This is a genomic window from Candidatus Nitrososphaera sp. 86-2 (genome assembly GCF_056726185.1).
The window spans coordinates 1,320,822-1,341,681 of the sequence record NZ_JBWZON010000001.1 but is presented as its reverse complement, the minus strand read 5'-3'; the positions used below and the strand labels follow the sequence as shown (position 1 = coordinate 1,341,681).

Annotated in this window: 22 protein-coding genes and 1 tRNA gene; 12 read left to right on the top strand and 11 right to left on the bottom strand. The window is 49.5% G+C overall.

What is annotated here, in order from left to right:
• The first annotated feature begins 84 nt into the window (after positions 1 to 84).
• Complete coding sequence (locus ACYOR7_RS08160) at positions 85 to 609, top strand: hypothetical protein (RefSeq protein WP_294804777.1); 525 nt, start codon at positions 85 to 87, stop codon at positions 607 to 609.
• Positions 606 to 1,166: a YkgJ family cysteine cluster protein gene (locus ACYOR7_RS08155; protein ID WP_294804779.1), complete on the top strand. Its 561-nt coding sequence runs from the start codon at positions 606 to 608 to the stop codon at positions 1,164 to 1,166. Before ACYOR7_RS08160 ends, ACYOR7_RS08155 begins: the two co-directional genes overlap by 4 nt.
• Here ACYOR7_RS08155 and ACYOR7_RS08150 read toward each other — a convergent pair.
• The 3 genes from ACYOR7_RS08150 to ACYOR7_RS08140 are packed head-to-tail and all read right to left on the bottom strand — an operon-like array spanning position 1,155 to position 3,146.
• Positions 1,155 to 1,376: a DUF504 domain-containing protein gene (locus tag ACYOR7_RS08150; protein ID WP_294804780.1), complete on the bottom strand. Its 222-nt coding sequence runs from the start codon at positions 1,374 to 1,376 to the stop codon at positions 1,155 to 1,157. The two genes, ACYOR7_RS08155 and ACYOR7_RS08150, sit on opposite strands and share 12 nt — an antisense overlap.
• A complete protein-coding gene (locus ACYOR7_RS08145; protein WP_294804782.1) occupies positions 1,373 to 1,870 on the bottom strand; it encodes a 3-isopropylmalate dehydratase small subunit in 498 nt (165 codons plus the stop codon). Before ACYOR7_RS08145 ends, ACYOR7_RS08150 begins: the two co-directional genes overlap by 4 nt.
• Position 1,871: 1 nt before the next feature.
• Positions 1,872 to 3,146 (bottom strand): 3-isopropylmalate dehydratase large subunit, encoded by a 1,275-nt coding sequence (locus ACYOR7_RS08140; protein WP_294804820.1) that lies wholly within the window; start codon positions 3,144 to 3,146, stop codon positions 1,872 to 1,874.
• Positions 3,147 to 3,252: 106 nt separating this feature from the next.
• Here ACYOR7_RS08140 and cofE point away from each other — a divergent pair, with 106 nt between their 5' ends.
• The 3 genes from cofE (at position 3,253) to ACYOR7_RS08125 (ending at position 5,235) form a co-directional block, all read left to right on the top strand.
• The gene (gene cofE / locus ACYOR7_RS08135) at positions 3,253 to 4,008 is read left to right on the top strand and encodes a coenzyme F420-0:L-glutamate ligase (RefSeq protein WP_294804784.1); all 756 of its coding nucleotides are present in this window, start codon (positions 3,253 to 3,255) and stop codon (positions 4,006 to 4,008) included.
• Between the two features lie 60 nt (positions 4,009 to 4,068).
• A complete protein-coding gene (locus ACYOR7_RS08130) occupies positions 4,069 to 4,614 on the top strand; it encodes a hypothetical protein (RefSeq protein WP_294804785.1) in 546 nt (181 codons plus the stop codon).
• Between the two features lie 66 nt (positions 4,615 to 4,680).
• Complete coding sequence (locus ACYOR7_RS08125; RefSeq protein ID WP_294804787.1) at positions 4,681 to 5,235, top strand: hypothetical protein; 555 nt, start codon at positions 4,681 to 4,683, stop codon at positions 5,233 to 5,235.
• Here ACYOR7_RS08125 and ACYOR7_RS08120 read toward each other — a convergent pair.
• Positions 5,227 to 5,667, bottom strand: a complete 441-nt coding sequence (locus ACYOR7_RS08120) for a hypothetical protein (RefSeq protein WP_294804789.1) — start codon at positions 5,665 to 5,667, stop codon at positions 5,227 to 5,229. The genes ACYOR7_RS08125 and ACYOR7_RS08120 overlap by 9 nt on opposite strands.
• A 257-nt stretch (positions 5,668 to 5,924) precedes the next feature.
• Between ACYOR7_RS08120 and ACYOR7_RS08115 the strand changes: the two genes are divergently transcribed.
• Positions 5,925 to 6,011 (top strand) — tRNA-Ser (locus tag ACYOR7_RS08115).
• 712 nt (positions 6,012 to 6,723) lie between these two features.
• Here ACYOR7_RS08115 and ACYOR7_RS08110 read toward each other — a convergent pair.
• On the bottom strand, positions 6,724 to 8,220 hold the full coding sequence (locus ACYOR7_RS08110) for a hypothetical protein (protein WP_479913591.1): 1,497 nt from the start codon (positions 8,218 to 8,220) through the stop codon (positions 6,724 to 6,726).
• Positions 8,221 to 8,565: 345 nt separating this feature from the next.
• Between ACYOR7_RS08110 and ACYOR7_RS08105 the strand changes: the two genes are divergently transcribed.
• The gene (locus ACYOR7_RS08105) at positions 8,566 to 8,979 is read left to right on the top strand and encodes a hypothetical protein (protein WP_479913590.1); all 414 of its coding nucleotides are present in this window, start codon (positions 8,566 to 8,568) and stop codon (positions 8,977 to 8,979) included.
• A gap of 73 nt (positions 8,980 to 9,052) precedes the next feature.
• Here ACYOR7_RS08105 and ACYOR7_RS08100 read toward each other — a convergent pair whose 3' ends face one another.
• Positions 9,053 to 9,619: a hypothetical protein gene (locus ACYOR7_RS08100; RefSeq protein ID WP_479913589.1), complete on the bottom strand. Its 567-nt coding sequence runs from the start codon at positions 9,617 to 9,619 to the stop codon at positions 9,053 to 9,055.
• Between the two features lie 224 nt (positions 9,620 to 9,843).
• Entirely contained in the window at positions 9,844 to 10,530 is a 687-nt protein-coding gene (locus ACYOR7_RS08095; protein WP_479913588.1) for a hypothetical protein, read from the bottom strand.
• A gap of 971 nt (positions 10,531 to 11,501) precedes the next feature.
• Between ACYOR7_RS08095 and ACYOR7_RS08090 the strand changes: the two genes are divergently transcribed.
• Entirely contained in the window at positions 11,502 to 11,801 is a 300-nt protein-coding gene (locus ACYOR7_RS08090; RefSeq protein WP_479913587.1) for a hypothetical protein, read from the top strand.
• A 671-nt stretch (positions 11,802 to 12,472) separates the two neighbouring features.
• Complete coding sequence (locus ACYOR7_RS08085; protein WP_479913586.1) at positions 12,473 to 13,825, top strand: hypothetical protein; 1,353 nt, start codon at positions 12,473 to 12,475, stop codon at positions 13,823 to 13,825.
• Positions 13,826 to 14,746: 921 nt separating this feature from the next.
• On the opposite strand, the gene ACYOR7_RS08080 is transcribed toward ACYOR7_RS08085, so the two are convergent.
• The 4 genes from ACYOR7_RS08080 to ACYOR7_RS08065 form a co-directional block, all read right to left on the bottom strand.
• Positions 14,747 to 15,424, bottom strand: coding sequence for a hypothetical protein (locus ACYOR7_RS08080; RefSeq protein WP_479913585.1), 678 nt, complete (start codon positions 15,422 to 15,424; stop codon positions 14,747 to 14,749).
• A gap of 247 nt (positions 15,425 to 15,671) precedes the next feature.
• On the bottom strand, positions 15,672 to 16,667 hold the full coding sequence (locus tag ACYOR7_RS08075) for a site-specific integrase (protein ID WP_479913584.1): 996 nt from the start codon (positions 16,665 to 16,667) through the stop codon (positions 15,672 to 15,674).
• 87 nt (positions 16,668 to 16,754) lie between these two features.
• The gene (locus tag ACYOR7_RS08070) at positions 16,755 to 18,239 is read right to left on the bottom strand and encodes an MFS transporter (RefSeq protein ID WP_294804791.1); all 1,485 of its coding nucleotides are present in this window, start codon (positions 18,237 to 18,239) and stop codon (positions 16,755 to 16,757) included.
• A 37-nt stretch (positions 18,240 to 18,276) separates the two neighbouring features.
• A complete protein-coding gene (locus ACYOR7_RS08065; RefSeq protein WP_294804793.1) occupies positions 18,277 to 19,167 on the bottom strand; it encodes an SDR family oxidoreductase in 891 nt (296 codons plus the stop codon).
• Positions 19,168 to 19,254: 87 nt separating this feature from the next.
• Between ACYOR7_RS08065 and ACYOR7_RS08060 the strand changes: the two genes are divergently transcribed.
• The 3 genes from ACYOR7_RS08060 (at position 19,255) to ACYOR7_RS08050 (ending at position 20,777) form a co-directional block, all read left to right on the top strand.
• Positions 19,255 to 19,689, top strand: a complete 435-nt coding sequence (locus tag ACYOR7_RS08060) for a winged helix-turn-helix transcriptional regulator (RefSeq protein WP_294804795.1) — start codon at positions 19,255 to 19,257, stop codon at positions 19,687 to 19,689.
• Positions 19,690 to 19,720: 31 nt separating this feature from the next.
• Positions 19,721 to 20,284: a V4R domain-containing protein gene (locus tag ACYOR7_RS08055; RefSeq protein ID WP_294804797.1), complete on the top strand. Its 564-nt coding sequence runs from the start codon at positions 19,721 to 19,723 to the stop codon at positions 20,282 to 20,284.
• 250 nt (positions 20,285 to 20,534) lie between these two features.
• A complete protein-coding gene (locus ACYOR7_RS08050; protein WP_479913583.1) occupies positions 20,535 to 20,777 on the top strand; it encodes a 50S ribosomal protein L24e in 243 nt (80 codons plus the stop codon).
• The last annotated feature ends 83 nt before the right edge of the window (positions 20,778 to 20,860 follow it).

The following is a 20,860-nucleotide window of genomic DNA, read 5'->3' as shown; positions in this document are numbered from 1 at the left end:
TAATAAGGATTACGTAAAAGGCTTCTGTACGCACCGCACTAAAACCTTGGCTTTTATAGCGGCCGGTGCAAAAGCAACCATGTCTTGAGTAGCAGCAACGACGGCAAGCCGATAACGTGGTTCCGGGACTTTATGGGAGTCGGATACCGCTACCATGACGTCTACATGAACGTCTTTCCGCTTTTCCAAGACAAGATGCCTGCTTTCAAGCTGTGGAACAAGACCGTCGACTGGTGGCCCGACGACCAGATAAAGCTGCGCTTTGTCGAAGACGGCGACCATTACTGGTTCATCCTGTACGGAGGCTCTGACTACAAAAAGGACAACACCGGCTTTGTGAAAAAGGTCCAGATGTCGGAGAACTACCAGCGCTTCAAGGTGGGCTATGAAAAAAAGGCGATGCTGCGCTTTGGCATATACAAGGAAAACACGAACCCAAAGAAAAAAGAGCGCGACGGCAGCATGAAAAAGTTCGAGCTAGAGATACTGAAAAAGGCCAAGTCGGTGTACGACATTATGTTTCTGCAGTTATCCGAGCTTGCCAGGGATTCGGTCGAGTGGCAATGCATAATGCAACAAGAACAGGAAGAAGAAAAAAACAGCCAGTGAAATTCGCCTGCGTGGAGGGCTGCTCTGACTGCTGCATCTACCGTGAGTACTATCCTTCTCCTGACTTTGGCAAAATTGGGGTGCTTCTTTTACCTGAAGAAAAGGACAAGATTGAAAAACTTGCAAGGGAAAAAGGCATTGAGGTCAGGATATTGCCCCGGCTTGCGGTGGGAGACAAGGCCGGCCCCGAAAAGGTAATCGCGTACCAGATGATGGGCAAGCAAAAAGACGGCGATTTATGCCCGTTTCTCGACCTTGAAAAGCGCTCCCTGCACGGCGGCTTTGCCTGCGGGATATACAAGCAGCGCCCACTTGCCTGCAGCGCGTACCCCGTGGTGGACGCAGACAGCAGGGTTGCGACCCTCGACTCTCACTGTCAGTTCTGCAAGCACCACGACTCCACAAAGGCAGACCTTGAAGGCTTGCAGAATGAGCTAGAGTCGCTGTCAAAGATCAAGTCTGTGGTAAAGGCAAAAGACGATATGCACGTGTGGCGCTATGCGACTGCGACAGGCGAACAGGCCACGCTTGACGAAGGCTGGGTCCTAGAGTCCTGACCTTTTTGTGTACAATATCTCATCGCCGCGTCGAACCTTTGCTATCCTGCTTGGCGGTATCACTGAAAAATTCTCTGACAGCGAGACAAACTCTTGCAGCGGAACCTCGACGATGCTGTCAAAGTCGCGGTAGCTGACAAAATAGAGTGAGGGGTCGTCGGCGTAGAGCGCCCTGCTGAATATCTCTTCGAGCCTGCCCTTTCTCGTCATGACGGCCTGTACTTCATAAGCCCGCCGGCCTCGACTATCTTGGCGATGAGTTCCGGAAACGGCTTCATGGAGTACTGCTCGTTCTTTGTGAGGTTTGTTATCCTGTTGCTTGCAAGGTCGATTTCTAGCTCGTCCTTGTCAGAGATTTTCTTTACAGTCGCCGCGTCTATCTCTATTGGGAGAAGATACCCTCCGTCCACCGCGTTTCTGTAGAATATCCTCGCAAACGTCGGCGCAAGTATCGCCTTGATTCCCGTCTGCGAAAGCGCAATGGGCGCGTGCTCCCTGCTGGAACCGCAGCCAAAGTTGCTTCCGGTGACGAGAAAGTCGCCCTGCTGGACTTTCTCTGGGAACTTGGGGTCAATTCCTTCCATCGCGTGCTTGGCCAGTTCCTTGTGGTCGTGGATCTTCAAGTACGGGCCGGGTATGATGACGTCGGTGTCGATGTTGTCCCTTTCATACTTGTGGACCTTGCCTCTCAATGTCTTGTCCATTTTAGTTTCTCACATCCCTCGGGTCTGTTATCTTGCCCGTTATTGCCGAAGCCGCCACTACCACCGGGGAAGCCAGGTACGTCTGCGACTCGACGTGGCCCATCCTGCCGGGGAAATTGCGGTTCGTGGTGCTGATGCATATCTCGCCTTTTCCGAGCACTCCCATGTGGGCGCCGCAACACGCGCCACACGTCGGCGGGCCGACGATTGCGCCGGCTTCCATGAATATCTCTACCAAACCTTCCTTCATGGCCTTCATGTAGATGGACTGCGCGGCCGGAAGCACCTCGGTGCGGATCTTGACCTTTCTGCCCTTCAGTATCTTTGCCGCCGCCCTCAGGTCGTCAAGCTTGGCCCCCGTGCACGAGCCGATGTAAGCCTTGTCAAGTTCCGTTCCCTGCAGTTCCCTTGCGACAGAGATGTTGCCGGGAGAAAACGGCTTGGCAATCGTTGGCTCCATCTTTTCAACCTCTATTGTGAACGTCTCGGCATAGTGCGCTCCCTCGTCGCCGTGCACCGGCGAGTACTGGGCGTCCGTACGCTCTCTCAGGTACGCGTACGTGGTCTCGTCTGGCTCGATTATGCCATTCTTGGCACCTGCCTCTGTCGTCATGTTTGTGAGCGTCAGGCGCTCCTCCATCGACAGCTTTTTCACGACGTTGCCTGAAAATTGCATCGTCTCATAGTTGGCGCCGTCAGTTCCAATCTCGCCTATCACCTTCAGTATGATGTCCTTTGCCATGATGTGGTCCGGCTTGTTGCCCTCGACCTTGAACATCAGAGTCTCGGGGATCTTGAACCATATCTCGCCGTTCATGAGCACGTACGCCACGTCGGTGTGGCCGAGGCCGGCTGCAAAGGCGCCCATCGCGCCGGTGGTGTTGGTGTGCGAGTCGCCCCCCACGTACACCTCGCCCGGCAGGACCATCGCCTCCTCGTGCGAGAGCGTGTGGCAAATGCCGTACTGGCCAAGGCCGTACTTGAAGTGCTTCTTTATGCCGTATCTTTTCGTAAAGTTGGAGAGCGTGATGATGTTCTCTGCAGAGACGCGGTCGGCAGCAGGAACGAAATGGTCCTCAGTCACCCACACCCTGTCGGCGTTCCATATCTTTTCCAGTTTCAGTCCCTTCTTTTCCCACTCGGAAAAAACCTTGATGACACCGGGGCCCGAAACGTCGTGCATCATGACCTTGTCCACCTTTGCAAACACCACGTCGCCGGGCGAGACGCTATTTCTGCCTGCGGCGCGGGCAAGTATCTTTTCGGTAATCGTCATTGCTGCCAAAACCGTATCACTTGAGGTGGATTTGGCGGATGGCGGATTAAAACCTTTGGAGAACGCGAAAGCAAGATTAAGCCGGGTGCGAATATCGTCACTGCGCTTGGAGATACTGGCAATTAAAGTCGCAAGGAAAAGCGGGAGGTTCAACCTGTACGAGAGCCTAAAAGAAGAAGGTTTTGCGTACAAGGACGGCGACGTTATAGTAGTGTCAAGCAAGTTCGTCTCGATGGCCGAGGGCTCGGTGGTGGACATGAGGCGGATAAAGGCAGGCAAAAAGGCGCGAGCGCTTGCAAAGAAATGCCACATGGAGCCGAGGCTTGCAGAGCTGGTCCTGAGAGAGTCCGACTATGTGGTCAAAGGCGTGCCTGGGTTCCTTTTGGCGATACGGGACGGCATGATAGCGCCAAACGCCGGGATAGACAAGTCAAACGTGCCAAAGGGCTTTGCGATACTGTACCCACGCGATCCGTTTGCCTCAGCCGAGGACCTGAGAGACGCGTTTCTGGCAGACCTCGGCGTCAACGTGGGAGTGGTGATAGCAGACAGCCGGCTCATGCCTACGCGCATAGGCACCACCGGAGTGGCAATAGCGTGCGCCGGATTTGAGCCGGTCGAGGACCTGCGAGGCAAAAAGGACCTCTTTGGCAACGTGCTGAGAGTGACGTTCCGGGCAGTAGCTGACGGCCTTGCCACGATGGGGGTCGCGGCGATGGGCGAAAGCGACGAGTCGACTCCTGCCGCGGTGGTCAGGGGCGCAAAGGTGCAGTGGACGAGCAAAAAAAAGCTGCTGTCTTGGCGCGACATGGCGGTGCCGCCAGAGCAGGACATTTACCTTCGCGGCCTGAAAAGCGAATGATGAGATTGCGCGTGCACACAGTTTTAATATTGCCTTCTGGATCGCTGTTTATCCACGGTAATGTCTGAATTCCTTACCGCATACCCAAAGACCAGCATTGCAAAGGGGATAAAGAACCTCATCAAGCAGGAGGAGATAGAGCTTGACCACCTCAGCCTCATGGTAAGGATAAAGAAGGATGAAATCGTCAGCGCTCTCCTTTCGGAAGGTTTCAAGCTTGTAAAGCTGGAGAACAAAAAACCGAACCAGCTTGGCTGCGGCCTTGCGAAAAAGCTGTCCAAGCCGTGGGAGATGCACGTGCGCCTCTTTACGGTCGAGCAGGGTTTGATTGCGATACAGGCCGAAGTCGAAGTGTCGAGAAAGTACATCCAGCACATCCGCTCGGCAAGGTCGCCTGTCATCTATGAACTTGAACAGATACTGAAAAAGCACCAGATAGAGTACAAGATCTGGAACGAAAAGATCCGCGACTATATCACACGCGTTATCGACAACCACGAGATAAAGCTGGAGGCGCCAAGCATCCCGATATCGTGGAAGCAGATGGTCGCTTATGCGGCGGCCCTTGGCATCGTTTATCTCTTGAAATTCACGAACGCTATCTAGCGCACATATACGCATATACGCACACACGCAAAGACTTTATCTTGCGCGGGCACACATCTGCCGCTGTTGGCGAGCCTTCCGCCTGCTGCAGTTTTCCGCTACTATGGCGCCTCTGCGTGGGAGATAGAGACGCTGTACGACACGCTGTCAAGGTCGTACAGCGTGGAAGACTCTGAGGTCCCGGCGGACGACCCGCAGTTTGTCACGATGGTCGAGATAGGCTTTCCAGTCCCGTTCGGCGAGCCGTTTTTCCAGGAATTCACGATGGACAGCTGGTTCAAGGTAAAGGGCGTGCTCAAGGACATGAAGAAAAGGCGCGGGCGAAAAGGAGTAAAGACCTACATCCGGTTTGCCGGCTTTGAGGGCGGAAATACTCCTGTCGTATTCCCGCTCTTGTCAAAGGGGGATAGGCAGTATGAAATGGGCGTGGAAAAGCTGGAATACCTTGTAGACATTGTTCCATTGCAGCTAAAGACTGTCCCAAAGGGCGCCGATGAAGTCTGGTTCTCGTACGAGGAGGCGACCTTCAAGTGGAGCCCAAGCATCGCCATGGTGAACAGCGTCAACTATTTCTACAAGAACAGCGAGTGGGTCCTGCCTGCAAAAAAGTCCTCAGTCTAGCTGGTTGACGACGCCCGAGTCGTGCAGGCCCTTGCTCAGCTCCTTGTACTTTTTGTCGAGAAACTCTAGCGACTCTTCAAGTTTCTTTGACTTGCCGTACTTGAAGCGCACGAGCTCTCTGTGGCGCCAGAAATGCTTGCCCTCTCCGACAGACAGCGTGGTGAAATAGTCCGGACCCTTCAGGCTGTCCTGCAGCTTGATGTTGTGCGGAAAAATGTACTCGATTGAAAACCACTCGTCGCCGTCAGGATAGTCGTTGCCGGTCATGACGTCAAAATAAAGGTGCAAAATGCTGTCGACTGTCAGGCCGTCGTCGCCAATCGCAGGATGCTTGACTGTCGACTTGCGGTAGTCCATCTTTAGCAGTTGGGGCTCAAAGTACGCCTTTATGATTGCCCGCCTAAAGAGCTCGTTTGCTTCCTTAAGGTTCAAAGATACTATAACGGTACATGACTATTTTATAATCTTTTTAATGCAATATACTATTTTTTACAAGCGAATTTCTTGTTGCATAGGGCCGGTTTTCGAGCGTGCATAATTGCATAATTTGAGCACGGCCGTGCATAATTGGGAAAAGCGTGGGTATTACGATATGTTGTCATGGGCTCTGTATCAATAGACATGCTCGTGCTAAAAAGAACTAACGGTTGATGATTAATATAATGTGGATTCCATTTGCATGACGACGGGCGGGGGTCGCCTAGCCTGGTAGGGCGTGGGATTGCTAATCCCATGTCCGCAAGGACCCGTGGGTTCAAATCCCACTCCCCGCGCCATAAATTTTCAGCGCTATCCGCATTTTGGTGCACAGAATCCGCAACATTTTCACTTGTTCCGGCAGAATTGCGCTCTTCCACAGGAGCAGGCCTCCTCCCCGAAACCTTAGGATTAGCACTAAGATTCTTAGAAACAGTGCTAAGGTCCGGCGGGAGTGGATATCCCATGTCCGCCAAAAGAGGAAGCTCTACATCCGCCAATATTGCAAGTTTGCGTTTGATTGTGCTCCTCATGTAATATTCGTACGATTTGGACACTTTCTTTCTTCCGAGGAGCCAGTCCAGCTCGGCCCTAGTCAGGAGAGCGGGTGCGGGACTACCTGAAGGCCGGTCATCCCGACTATCTTCTGCCACTTTGGTCTATAGGCATTCTATAGCTAAAGCTTTTTCGGCAAATTCTCTTACATATTCTGACCTAAACAGTCAGCATGAAGGAAGGACCATTGGATAACCCCTAAAGTAGAATCGGAAATGGCCGATGTCTCGCCCTTTTATAGATTATTCGGCCTCTCTGGACCTACATAGCGTCTAATTGGCTCAAGTGCACAGGCCAGAATCCTCCCAAAGGAGTTTCGCCTAGGGCTCATGCATCCTGAGTAAGGATGGCCATTCCCTGCTACTGCTAAAGGCTGGCCTGAAGAGCGAGTAGATGCTTAGCTTCCCGGACATCTCGTTGTGACCGCTCCGAGTGCTTACCACTTTCCTCTTGCCTTCAAAAGCATTTTTGATTGTGTTCAGTACCGCAGCTATACAGCATGTCCTTTCCGTCTATGTTTAGGACCGTTATTGTCTGAGGCGAAGTATCATGTTGCATTTCGATGTGTCCGGAGTGCAACTGTTCTTGAGGGTTGCTGGTCTGCGTAGTGGCGGTAACACTGAGGTCTATGTGGTACTCCGCGTCTCCAATACGCTCTATCTTTTCGACGCGAACTGCGTCTTCACCCGGGACATCGAGTCCTAGTGACCCTAGCCGAGACAGGAAAATGGTCTTTGCTGTATGAATAACATCTTGTTGTGACTGGTACATCGTCGATGCATTCAAGTACTTCTCTACATCCTGACATAGGATACTGTTTGCAGTCGTGCTTTCTGGGGTTGAGCAGTATTGGGTCGAGAAGGCTGTAATGGAGCTGTTACAAGATTCTACATACGCCTTGTCTCCTGTAGCCAATCCTGTCAAACAATCTTGCACTATTTTATCCCGGGATTCCAGCTCGTTCTGTCTTCTGAGCTCAACCATCCGGGGCGAGTTGTCGACTTTCTCATAATACTCATTTGCGATGGAACACTTTTGAGCCAAATAATCTATTTTCGGTATCTCATCTTGGCGCTGGGCGCAATCATCCCTCACAAAGGAAGCGGATTGGTCGCAAGCGACGGTACCATTTGGCAGAGAGCCTAGGCAATCTTGGAGGGCATCTACTGTCACTGGACTACTCAGCCTCTCTTTGTCTTGTATTGCTTGGTACGCTTCCTGTTCTGCATGTTGTTTTTCTTGTATTGCCTGATTGTGCGCCTTCTCGTCATATCTCAGTTTGTAGTACTGGTGGACATCCGCACAAAAGTCATAGGTATTGTTATCTGTGATACACTTTGTCTCTAGGCCTTTCATTTCATTGTCACAGTCGGGATTGCCAGATGGTAAGGTTGGCATGCATTGCTGAACACTTGAGCCGACGGTTTGCTCATATACCCTTTGGACTGATTGATGAATCATTTCTGCCCGTGCATCAATTCTTTCAATCAGTCCAGCATAGCCGCCGACATTCTGAAGATAATTATCAAGACGGGCATCTTTGCAATAATCAAAATAGGCTTTTTCGTCGCTAGTACACACGACCACTATTTGCTGGACGCCCAAATCGCACTCCGCTGAGCCAGAGGGAAGTGTCGATGTGCACTGATATAACACTCGCTCACCGGCACTGTTTCCTTGGGCAATGAATGCTTTTTGTTCTGGCGTTAGAGTGGCGGTAACTACTGGGTTTGCTGTCCCAAGCTCTTTCCTGAGCAGCGGGGAATTTAGAAGTGAAAATACCAATATCACTGCAGCAATGGCCCCAACAATCACCTTTAGGACCATCTTATTCCGGCGGCCATTGTTTCCATTGCCTCCAGTGACGTCGGATGAAGCAGGACCCTTGCCTCCCGATGGTGCATTCACATCACCATTATTCTCTCCCGTCTTATCTCCGCTCGGAAAGCTCATGGAACATTATTCTATGATGTATGACTATAAGCAGCGTATTCATTTAAGACATGATACGTGACGAAATTATCCAAGAATCTGCATGAGGATTGGTGCAAATAGAAAATTATAAGGTCTATCGTTTGTATGACAGACACCCTCCCACCAAGGTACAGTCTCTCTTATGTCGCACTCCTCCATTTTGCAAATTGGTTGGCGGAGTACTACTTCGACATTGAAACGGTGCCGCTCGAACAATATCGAAACCATGTATGCGCCGGCCTCTTCCCCGATACGGCAAAAATAATCTCCATGCAAATGCAGCGATTAGACCGTGTAACCGGCCAGCCTGCAGGCCCTCTTGTTATGCTGCGCGAGTGGGACCACGGCTGCTCCGAGCGGATGATTGTCGAGCTATTCAAGAATCTGTACTTGGACCAAGGGCCATGGAATTTCGTTCCTATCGGCAACAACCTGCTGTTTGAATTTCGCTTCATGAAGTACAAACTGCGCCAGTACTTTGGGCTGGAAGGGCTGAAGCTGGGACAGCGGCCCATGATTGACCTGAAGCCAGTAATGGTCATCGTTAACGGCGGCTCCTTCAAAGGATACAGCATACTGCTGGGGAAATCAGGGCGTGCTGCGAATATGGCCAAGTGGTACTACGACAAGGACTGGGAAAGGATAGAGCAATACGTGGAACAGGAAGCGATGGATTTTGTCAAGGCATATTCAACGTTGAAGGCAGAGCTCCCAAAGTTGAGATTGCGGTTTGTCTAGGTGCGCCGACTACGGTACCGGGCCCGCGTCTGTTCAGAGCCTAGAGCTCGAATTGCTGTAAAAGCCCGCGACTTCAAGAATGGAGAAACATATTGTCATAGAGCCATACAAGTGTGCGTCGATACTCGTTACTCATCCTTAGTATCTGAAGCTCTTCTGTATCCCATTTCGTTGCTTGGAAATACTCCACCTCTGTGGAGATGGCGTCACCGACCCTAGTTATCCTCGCAGCCTTCACTCTGCTGCCGTCACTGTCTATTTCAAATCCTATCCACCCATCCTTTGTTGGCTCGATTTTCTTGTCTATAAGAGCATCCTTCAGCGCTGTCAAGCGCATCCTTTTCGTGGCATAATTTGGATGGTATGTACGCCGCATACTTTCCAGAGGCGACTGTATTCCTCCAAGCGAATTGCAAAGGTAGCCTAAGAGGCTTGCATTAAGCTCGTGTGGCAACATATTGGACGCGAGTCCTACTACTGCAAGACACTTCAGTCCCGGCAGTGTAATCTCGTCTTCCAACAGGAAATGAAAGTAGATGTTTCTGTACACGGGCCTGCCCTGACTGTCGTACCTAGATACGATGCATTCTGGAATGGTCCTGTCCTTGAGGTTATCCCTGTTGGCGCTTAGGTACAACATTATTTTCATTTATGCAATCGAGCTAATTATGTTTGAGATTCTGGAAAGTGGTTAATTGTCACATTCTAAGCACACGGGTTTTGCAACTAAATGTTACAAAGTGAAAGGAGCGCCGAAACAAGGTTTGAAAGCCACCGACGCCGAAGGCGCCAAAATTGTGTGTAGGGGCATTTTTCTCATTTGCATCCTCTGGCATAGTTAGCATTGGGAGACTCTTGCTGCCGTTACTTGATGTAGATTTCACTGACAGGAGACGGTATCTTCATAACCTCCGGAGATTTTACTATCTCTACCAAAATAGGAATAACTGCTTTCATGGCAGTTGTAAAATGCGGCCATCCCGCACAAGCAACCACTTTTCCCTGCTCAAATTTGAAAGTAATACCGTCTATGGTTACTTCTTTGGTAGGCCAGTTATGGGCTCCGTTGTTATGCAGGCTATTTCTAATATCTTGTAAGACAGAGAGAATCGCTTTTTTGTTCTCCTTATCTCCGATTGTTATGTTACAGAATAAATCATCAAGGAGTTTGCCATATCCAATCGGAGCAGATTTCTTCAATAATATTGCCACAAGATTGGAAAACATATTCTCTATACGAAATTGTATCATGGTTGCCGCACTAAGCCTTAGATAATCAGAGATATGATTAACTTGTTGCTTGATGTCGCCATTGGTGAGTCCTGTCATAAAGTACGCCCAATTGATGGGAAGTATCCTATCTTCCATGGAAGCAATTAGATTCAAAATCATCAAATTATTCATCACTACCATCTTACAGGTCAGGAAAGTACTACCTCGTACATCGTTTAGGGGATACCCAGCATCATCGTATGCTTTGTTTAATTGTGTCTGTAGTGGCTCCAGCAATAACGCGACTTCGCTAAACCTTTTCGGTTTCTCGACTGTCACGGAATCCCGTAAAGGGACTCTAGGCAATATAGCTATTGTTGTTCGTTATATACTACACTTCTTTTTCTTGTGTTTCCAAAATATGTGTTACTAGAAAGGCAACCGCGTCTGCTCTTTGTCAGTCCAACTTACATCTTCAAGGTTGAGCATCTTACTCGTATCGCTGGCCGTCCCCGGTCCAAAGCCCGCGTAGTGGTTGTTGGCAGGAATGATAGCAAGGGGTAGGTCTGTTTTCTTGACGCAGCCCCTGCAGGAAGCTGGTCCTCCTTACGCTGGAGTAATTGTTGGTCTGGCAGTGTAGATACCGGTCTCCATCTTTTTAGTAAGAAAGTTTGCGATGGAATATAACGAAAGAATTGCAAGAGAAACAATGTTTGACGGTAGAGTGGAGGCAGCAGTCCTCCGTCTCCGTGAAGCGATGATGCTGCTCCTCTCTTCCTCCTCTATTTGATACTCAAGGATTGCCACTTTGGTACTAACGTCAGGAATCTAGTCACCATATTAGATAAATTATAGTGGAAAATATACTAGAATCGGGGAGGAGGGAACGGGGGAGAGAGCACATGAGCAATTCGATTTACGCCACAAATACATTTTGCAGCACCTGCCATGAACGGCGGCCGTTGGGAATTACCCACTGTCCAGAGTGCGGCAGAAAAGTGCGGACACATCGTATGACTAGTCGGAAACAGAAGGCTACGCCAAAGGCTGTGGCTTAAGCCTTTCCTTTCTTTTTCTTTTTCTTTTTTTATTGCAATATCTGCAAGTGTGTGCTTTCCGGAGAAATAGAGAGTATCTTTTTTGTTAGGAAAGGGCTTGCAGGTCAGGGACCGGTGTAAGACCACTAGAGAGGAATCATATTTGCGATGCTTAACTCTACATGGCTTAACATGTTATAACACTTAGATATGCCACCCCCTCCCCCCAAAGTGCCAGCTCTGTTAAATCAGCTGGCAAATTTTCCGGAAATTATGGACGACATAGACACCTACATCCACGTCCATCTAGAGCACGAAAGAAAGCGTCTGGCTGCCGTCAACCCTTCTTCTACAATAGACAGAGCTCAAACATGGATATCAACAATAGAAAACGCTCCTCGCTCCATAGAGGCAATCCAAACGCTCATGGACACAAAAGAAGTGGAGATGAACAAAACAGCCGATGTTTCAGAGCTGCAGCGACTCGACAGGGAGTGGTCTGCACTGGAATGGTTACAGATGACAATACGACAGGCCCAGAAAGAGCATCAGCATCTGCTCCAGTCCAAATAGGAGTTGCAGCGCGTCTTTGCCGGCTCCCTGTACTGGAAAATGCCGTGACATTGGCATAAAAGGACACAACACAAGCCTGTATGATGTAGGGATGAAATACTGTTCTGGCTGCGAGAAATTCTTCTACAGTGAGAGGAGCAGGTGTTTGTGCTGTGGCAGGCAGTTTAGGACCCGACTGTCAAGAAAGAGGAAGTATAAAGTGAGAGAGGAGAATGTACGATGACGATAGCGACGACCTACTACATAGCGTTCAACCGTTGGCGCTCCTCCTTCTTTAAATTGCAAGTGAACATCTGTCTTATCTATTCAGGATTGCATTCATGATTCAGTGAAGTAAAGACCTGAGAGTGGAATACAGGGGCCGGAAAAATTTCAAAGGTACAAGACAATCAGCCCATAAACGCCCCCGCAGTAATGATAGTTTTTTGCAAATTCCCGTCGCATCATCATCGACAGGCTTCATTTGCGCCATGATGTTTCTAATCGCGATGGGCGGGATTGTCCTCCCGACAATACTCTTAATCCATCCTGCCTTTGCCGATGGTGGCTGCTGTCAAGAATTTCTGCCGCAGCCGCCTAACTTCGGTAACAGAGAGCCAGCCCTTTCCGTCCGTACAACTCCTCCTGCTATTGTTGCGGGTGGCAATGCGGACATTTACATGCAGTTTCGTTTGTACGATACCAAGACCAATGCGACCATAAAGTACCCCAATCTTTTCATAACCATATACAAGGGCCTTGACCCGAATGCCAAGCCCCTACTGAAGGACACCTTCGTGAGCCAAAATGGACTGCTGACATTAAAGATAAAGCCGCAACCCGGCGACGTCCAAATTCGCGCAAACAAAGATGCATTCACCAACGCTTGGCAGGCAGACTATGGAGGAACAATTAATGTAAGAGGGCCGGTGCTGCTGGACGGCGGGCTGTACCGCATCGATGTCAGCGTCCTTGGCATCGACTATCCTCAGAATCTGTTTGCAGACAAGGATGTCAAGACGTTTGAGACTTTAGTCCATGTAGGAGAGGAGTATCATACAAACGTAAAATTCGAGGGCGGGACATATCCGATAACAATCACTTCCTTTAATGACATAGTACAAGGATTTACCTTTGATGCAGGTACAGAGACGTTCTCATGGTCCACTCCGTTTGACTGGAATGGCACTTTGGGACTTTTGGCAAAAAACGCAACGGCTGCGAGCACCGATAACGCTGCTACTAGCATCGGGACGATGCCTGTCGTCCGTCAAGAAGCAAAATTACCTCTGTCGTTGTTTGGGGTAGGCAACTATACAGAATATAACGCAACAGTAAACGGCGTGCCTATCGCAAGCAATGCCGTCGCAGTTGACCAGACAGTCGAGTCGGGAAACGTAATTTTCCACTTTGTTCTTCACAATGATGAAATTTTGAATATCGCAAAGAGCAACAATTACACTGCTACTGGCAGTGATAATCTCCACTTGATGAATTTCTCGCTGTCCTTTGCTCCCAGCGTAAAAACATCCAGCCGCATCACGACGACTGACAAGGACAACAGCAACATCGCTGTCTTGCTGAATTGGACTCCCCGACAGCTGAAAGCGCTCCAAAACTCTACGCTTGAGATGGAGTTTGTGAATAACTACGACGGAAGCAACAGCAGCGGCATCAACGACACAAGAATTCATGACGATGTCAAGTATGACATCAGGATTCTCGACAACCATAAAGAGTCCGTCTTTTCAGCATCCGACCAAATTGCAAAAGGTGGAGCAGGCAACCAGACCGTGAGGCTATCTGCAAATGGGGGTTACCTAGTAGAGATAACTGTCAAGGGAATAATGAGGCAGGGACAGCCAGTTGACACGACAAGAAACGGCGTGGCGACAGGGACGGTGCTAGTACCGGAATTTCCCGCGACCTTGATTGTTTTTCTTTCCACGGCAACGGCAATTGGAATAGTACTGATTGTACAGAGGCTACGGAAATTAGATAGCACCCAATCTAGCAGACAAGATAGTCCAAATGACAATTCGTAGATATCTTGTGCCCTGATATTATCATACTTTTGTAACTTTCTCTAGCGAATTCCTATAAATGGGCATGAAGGATATAATGCAACTTCCAAACCTGTTACGACTTGACACCAGTACGTCATCACGACCACTGCAAACGCTTCTGTGTTCATTGGATTGGCCCGAAAGCCTTCTGGAAGCGGGCGAGTAGGGCCTTCAATCATAAAGCCTGCATACCTACTAGAAGGTTATTATATGGCAATCCATTCGACAATTGTTGCATATACCCAACGCTTGATTGTGCCTGAAAGTCATCAGGGATGGGCTGGCAAGTAGGGCACAATTCTACCCATTTCAACGACTTTCAGTCCTTGTTATCCTACAACCTCTAGCCGTATTCATCCTCCGCGTTGATTCCGATTCCAGCTTTGCCGCAGATGCGCCTGTCTCGGGTATGAAATAAGGATTGTTAATTCCCGGTGAGCGAGCCTGAAGCAAATAGGAGATGTGTTTACCATTATTCATCAACAATATTCCTCTGTTGACAATATTGTTTAGTCATTGTACCAGAATTTTCCGTCTAGGCTCTTGTTGTCATCATGCCAGTACTTATTGGGATGGCCATTTTTTCACGTGGCGAAGATTCTCGGCTCGTTCTGTGTTGGGGTAATCGGCGGGGCCACGGTGTCCTTTCTGCTCAAATCCGAGGGGGTGTGATGGCTTGTAGACATTTTTGTCCATTAAGTCTTTACCTTGTTTACTTAATTGCAAAAATTGTCCACAAGCCGATTTTCTGCGCGTATGTATAGTAAGTGCTCTTTCCGCGGGCAAATGTCGGATTCCGTCAATCGACCTTTGTCTAGTCGTTAGGTTGCTTGGGTAGAAGTACAGTAAATTCGAGGGCATTATCATTACTCTAGCATGTCGTCTCCCGCGCAGAAAAAATCAATCGTCCCGACGTTGACGATAAACTGCAACTCCGCCAAAATAGACGCCTACAATCGTGAGAATGGTTATCAACTTGTTATTCCTTTCATTCAGCGTTGCGTCAAGTGATGCTATCTTGATTCCTTTGTACTCTGTAAATTTGATGGATGTCTTTGGCAATGTGTCATCAAGGTAGATGCCATATGCTCCTTCAACTGGGAATGTGAAAGTGGCGTGACCCTTGTACTGATACAGCTTCTCATCAGCCACATTCAACGGCAATATGATGCCGCACGTATCTGTAGATTTGTATTTGTCACTCTCTGTCAAAATCAATGGATGTTTGGTACAGTCTGTTCCTTCAAATAGCAGGAAGTATTCTTTGGGTAATCCGATACCAGAATGCTCTGCCGCAAAAGTCTTTCCTGCTTGGAAATATTCTATGAGTGAATCTGTATCCGGGCGAAGGGTAACATACAGGTCTATTGGACTCTGCGCTCCAAAGGTGGAGGACCACGCGTTAATAATGATTGTAAAATTCCTAGAAGGATTGTACGGCTTTGAAATTTGTGCATAATTGTTTGGCTGAACAAACTGGTTATGCCAATTCCAAACCCCATAACATAGTACAATAACACCGAATCCGATTAATGTGATGACAATTGAGCCTGTGTTATTACGGCCAAAGACCTTCACCCTAATTGCCAATCTCTGCGAGCTTCTAGCTTACCGGGACAGCCTTAAGTCTTGTGCTTCTATGACAATAATACAGGTCAGTCGACACAAGTTAACAGCTCCTGTCATGATGTCTATCTTTTTTGCAATACGAGATGGCGACCGCAGCCGTGTTGACGTATGTCGAAGCGACGACCGTTGGTGGTAGCATACTTTACACATTAATTGAAGTCAACTTATTGATGGCCGCCTATTTTCAAAATCCTATTCAATTTGTAAAGCGGCCATCCATAATCTCACCTGCGAGGCCCTCGAGAGCACTTAGCACTCGTTTCCTGTCTTCCGTAAACGACGAGTGGAAGTAGTGCCGGGCAAAGACTTTGCGCGGGACGCGGCCCTGTAGTATGTCTATGATTTCAGATTCGACTCCCTTTTTGCGGACGTACGTGCCATAGATGCTCCTGCAGTATTTGGAGTGCGTTTCCATGCCCCGCTTGTTGAGTTTTGAGCGCAGGGCAGCCCATGACGGCACGTCCGAGTCCAGCGCCAGCTCGATTATCCTGTCGTTGTATAGGCTGATGTACGCCTTTTTCGTCTTTCTAAAGAAGGTTTCCGGGTGGCGAAAGTGCTCCAGAATGCCCTTTTCCTTGTTCATGTAGTCCCTGTCGTCGGCCTTGATGTAGTTGATGGCGTTTACGGCCTCGTCTGGCCGCAGGCCGGTCAGGGTGGTGAACATCAAATAGTGGCCTGTCTTTTCTGGCAGTATGGCGATGGCGTCTTTGAGCCACTTCATTTCTGTGTACAGGTCGCTTTCGCCGGACAGGTAGCGCTCGAAAAAGGCCGCGTCGCTGTTTTCAGTGTCGCTCCACTTTAGCTGGTACTCCAGCCTGATGGCCTTCCACCTGCTGTAAAGGCCGAGAGATTTGGACAGGTTTGCAAGTGCCGACATGGCATCTCTTCTGCCTCCAAACTTGAGCGAAAGGAGCGGGCTTGCATCTCCTGTTTGCAAGACAGAGCAGTACTTTTTCGCGTAGCTGAGCAGGGATTCCTTGTAGCGGCTCTTGTCAATGTATTCTTCAAACAGCTGCCATTCCTTTGCTTTTGGCGAAGCCACGAGGTTGGCCAGTGTTTGTAGCTGGCGCCCGGGAGTGGGATTTGAAGCCGCGGGGCCTTGTGGACGCCAGCCATTTACACCTGTATCAGGGACGAAAAGCCTGTTGTCCCCGTTTGCTAATCCCATGTCCGCAAGGACCCGTGGGTTCAAATCCCACTCCCCGCGCCATTTTCTATATATCCCTCATTTCCGAGAATCACGATATACAAAATGGTTCGTCATATCTGCTCCGTCACCTCAAGCCTCGATTTCCTTGCGCGCTTTTGATCTGAGCACCAGCGCAAACCCAAGCGAGACTGCCGAAAGCAATCCAGACGTAAGGAACACCAGATTGTACGATTCTGGAGAAGGGTACGACCCTTGGACTCCTTCGATAGTCTCATGCTTCTCCATGTAGATTCCTGCCAACGCCGGACCGATAGCCATCCCTATGAACAGCAAGAGGGCGCCTACTCCAACAGATATGCCTGTGAACGCTTTAGGTGACGACGACACGACAACGTTCCATCCCGAGGTCGCAATCATCGACAGCCCGGAAGCAATCACTGCCAGGCTTGCAGACACTGCAACCCCTGTCGAGTGGAATGCCAAGAGTCCGAGCGATCCTATCAAGCTGATTGCGGCGCCAATGATGATGGGCCTGATATTTCCTATCCTGTTTATGATGAACGGAGTCACGCTTGCAAACACCAGGAACATTATCATGAACGGCAGCTGCACATCTGCTGCGTCCACCGCGCTTCCTCCAAATCCTAGCGGCGCCGGGCTCCTTACCAGCTGCACTATGGACGGATAAGCCATGAACATCGTGGCCCCTGTGACCATCAGTATGATGTACGACGGGAGGAGGATCTTGTCCCTTAGCAACCGTAGATCGAGCAGCGGCAACACGACCTTTCTCTCTATGGCGACAAACGCGGCCAATGAAATTACCGATGCGATGAACGCGGCTACAATCTGCGGCAGGTTTTCAGAACTTACGCCTGTCTCTACTAGCGTCAGCGCCAAAAGGAACGAGACTATCGTGGCCGAAAGGGCGGCCGTCCCCTTCATGTCTATGGAAGGCGACGACGATGCTCGTTTTTTCTCGGTGATATTTTCTGGAGCCTTGGCAGCAGGAATTGACTGTGACTTGCTTTCTTTGACGAACCTAGCTATCATGAGCGTCACAATGGCTGCAAAAGGCACTATGGTAAAGAAGGTGGAGTGCCATCCAAAGTGCTGGATTATGCTTGCCCCTATCAGCAGGCCGACTACTGAACCGGCCGAGTACGCAGAGCCGAATACTCCCACGGCGATGGCAAGTTTTGATGGCGGAAACGTGTCCCTGAGCAGACTGAAAGCCGCCGGAACCGCAGCCAAGCCAACACCCTGGATTATCCTGCTTGCGAGCAGAAATACTATGTTGTTTGAAAATCCTCCGGCAGCCGTTCCAACCACGTACGTTGCGAGCAGAATGAGCAGCACTTTCTTTTTGCCGTAAAGGTCGGACATCCTGCCTGCGATGGGCGTCATCACTGCGGCCACAATCAGGTACGCGCTGAATATCCACGCGGCCGTGCCATACGGTATGTTAAAGTCCTGCATTATTTCCGGGATGGCCGGCAGCAGCATGGTCTCCGAGAAAAAGACCACCAAGAGGGTGCTGCTTAGTATCCCAAGGGTAAACCATGCGGAGCGGTTGGCGGTAGTGACGGCCTTTTCTCTGTCTTTGACTTCCAATATTGTGACACCTGCCTATACCTGTCTTACAGCGATATTATCTTTGGCCCAGAACAGGGCTTGCAAACGAGTTTTTCATGTATTCTTGGAACTGCTCATCCGTCATCGCGCTCTTTTTTTCCAGCCACATGGTGGCATCCTGACCTACATGATAACGGATCTTGGGCTCTGGCGATGAAATTGCCTGTAGCACCGTCTCGGCAACCTGATCCGGAGTGGAAGCGTGTTCTCTGAGAGCGTCCACGGTTGAATTCAGGCCCGCAAGCAGGCCGGAATACGGTGAATCCGTGCGCCGGGCGCCTTGTCCGATAACAGTATTGTCAAATATCCTGGTTTTTACCACTCCTGGCTCGATGAGGGTTACTCTGATGCCAAACGGCTCGACTTCGTGGGCCAGTGATTCGCTCAAGCCTTCCAGCGCGAATTTCGTGGCCACGTAGGCGGACATGCCCGGCAGGCCGAACCTGCCAACAACTGAACTGATGTTGACGATTGTGCCGCCTTTCTGTTTGCGCATGACTGGAAGCACCTGCCGGGTGACCCGTATGGCACCAAGCAAGTTGGTGTCAAGCTGGTCCTGGATCTGTTTCATCGACAGGTCTTCAAGCGAGCCTATCGAAAAGTACCCTGCGTTGTTTACGAGGACGTCAATTCTGCCCGCCTGCGGGGCTATCCTGTCCATGAAACCATTTATTGAATCAAGGTCGGTGACGTCCAGCTGCTCGATGCGTATCAGGAGCTTTTCGTTTTCAGCCGCCTTGGCAAGGCCGGCACCGCCCTTTTCAGGGTTCCTCATCGTTGCAAACGTGAGATATCCGCTTTTCGCCAGCCGCAGCGCGGTGGCGTATCCTATCCCGCTGGAGCTGCCGGTCACGACCGCGACCTTTTGTTTCCCGTCAACATTTTCATTTCCTGCTTGGTTTTTCATAATAATTACCTAACGTTACTGGATAACGAAACGTAAGTATTTAAACCGGTAAGTGATGATATCGAAAGCAGGTGAGCTTCTGGTTACTTGCTTGAAGAGCGACAGGTCGAATGGATGAAGGAAAACATGTGCGTGTGTCCCATAAACAACACGCTCAGGATAATGGGCAAGAAATTCACTACCCTGATAATCCGCAACATGATACACCTTGGACAGACTAGGTTCAACCAATTCCTCACAATCGAAGGCATCAACGCCAAGATACTCTCTGCAAGGCTGAAAGAAATGGAACAGGATGGCCTGATAAGGCGGGACGTTTTCCGGGAAACCCCTGTCAAGATTGAATATGCCCTTACTGAAAAAGGCAGGGCGCTAGCGCCAATCTTGGACCAGATGGCCGCATTCTCTATGAAGTACTGCGCAAAAGACGTATTCAAGGATGGAAAGAAAAGAAACTGGAACAAGTATGAGGACGCGCTTCTGCCAAGAAAAGACGGGGCTAGTCTCGACGGGGAGCCATAATCCTTATACAATTCCTGTGGTTACTGCGGTTATGGAAGAGCGCAGTTCAGCCGCCAACTCTGCCAGCACCTATCTCAATGAATACTTTAATTTTGATCCTGTCGCCAACAAGACAGAGGATAAAGTCTTTGGCTGCAGTGCCATTCTCACTAACGAGGAATTCTGGGATGCCATACAGGACGGTCTTTACGACACTCTGCAGGAAAGCTGGTCAGTCATCCTGTTCCAGATGGGCCTAAAGTACGGCACAAGAGTAGGACAAAATGCCCGGGATAAAGTCCCCGATGTACAGCAGGCCGTGAAATTTCTGGAATCATACGGACTCATGGCGGGTTGGGGCAAGTTCAAAACGTCGCCATTTACTCTTTCGATGGGCAAGCTAACAGATGGCCTCAAGGTGACTGTAGAAGACAACTTTTTTGCAAAGACAGGCAAGAAGAAAAAGAGCGATTCGCCTCGCTGTTTCTTCATGTCCGGACTACTTGCAGGCATTGCCGAGGGGCTGCTTGGAGAAGGCCATGCGTGCATTGAAAGAAGGTGCATCGCCAACGGGGCGGACAAGTGCGAATTTCTTATAACCCGGCGAAATGCCTGATGCTTACTATTTTTCTTGTCCGTTCAATACCATTAGTCCTGTCTGAAATGCATCAGGGGGCTATATACTCTAGAAAATTAAATTATCTTCTTTTATCTCTCTGTACAGCATAAACGAAACGCCCTACAGGCGCCACGACCGCTATGTCCGAGAGCTGACGGGCAAGAAAGAAAGAGGATTTGTACTTGCTTCCGATAATTCGTAGAAACTTTTTAAAAAAATTACTGCGGTTATCTAGAATGATATAACAATGATGAGGCGAAAGAGAAGTACTGACGATGTTACCTCCAATCGAAGTTTCAGAAATTGCTCATTTTGTGGAGGGTTTATTCCTGCTGGCACGGGTATAATGCACGTCAGAAATGACGGCCGGATATTGTGGACATGCTCGGATAAATGCAAGAAGAACCTGTTTGTACTCCGTCGAGATCCGAGGAAGCTAAAGTGGACTGAAAAGTATGTAGTAGGAGGAGCACAGGTAAAGAAAAAGTAGCCGCCTCTAAAGAGGTGTCTGCTCCGTCGCCTTTACAGATGTTGTACACAAATGATCACGCTGAGCCATGCGAGATCTATAAC

Bases quoted from the DNA above. Each gene is read 5' to 3' on its own strand.
- ACYOR7_RS08065 (WP_294804793.1), bottom strand. From the start codon at position 19,167: ATGAAAAACCAAGCAGGAAATGAAAATGTTGACGGGAAACAAAAGGTC.
- ACYOR7_RS08090 (WP_479913587.1), top strand. From the start codon at position 11,502: ATGGACGACATAGACACCTACATCCACGTCCATCTAGAGCACGAAAGA.
- ACYOR7_RS08140 (WP_294804820.1), bottom strand. From the start codon at position 3,146: ATGACGATTACCGAAAAGATACTTGCCCGCGCCGCAGGCAGAAATAGC.
- ACYOR7_RS08110 (WP_479913591.1), bottom strand. From the start codon at position 8,220: ATGAGCTTTCCGAGCGGAGATAAGACGGGAGAGAATAATGGTGATGTG.
- ACYOR7_RS08105 (WP_479913590.1), top strand. From the start codon at position 8,566: ATGCTGCGCGAGTGGGACCACGGCTGCTCCGAGCGGATGATTGTCGAG.
- ACYOR7_RS08145 (WP_294804782.1), bottom strand. From the start codon at position 1,870: ATGGACAAGACATTGAGAGGCAAGGTCCACAAGTATGAAAGGGACAAC.
- ACYOR7_RS08050 (WP_479913583.1), top strand. From the start codon at position 20,535: ATGATGAGGCGAAAGAGAAGTACTGACGATGTTACCTCCAATCGAAGT.
- ACYOR7_RS08100 (WP_479913589.1), bottom strand. From the start codon at position 9,619: ATGTTGTACCTAAGCGCCAACAGGGATAACCTCAAGGACAGGACCATT.
- ACYOR7_RS08055 (WP_294804797.1), top strand. From the start codon at position 19,721: ATGGAAGAGCGCAGTTCAGCCGCCAACTCTGCCAGCACCTATCTCAAT.
- ACYOR7_RS08130 (WP_294804785.1), top strand. From the start codon at position 4,069: ATGTCTGAATTCCTTACCGCATACCCAAAGACCAGCATTGCAAAGGGG.
- ACYOR7_RS08150 (WP_294804780.1), bottom strand. From the start codon at position 1,376: ATGACGAGAAAGGGCAGGCTCGAAGAGATATTCAGCAGGGCGCTCTAC.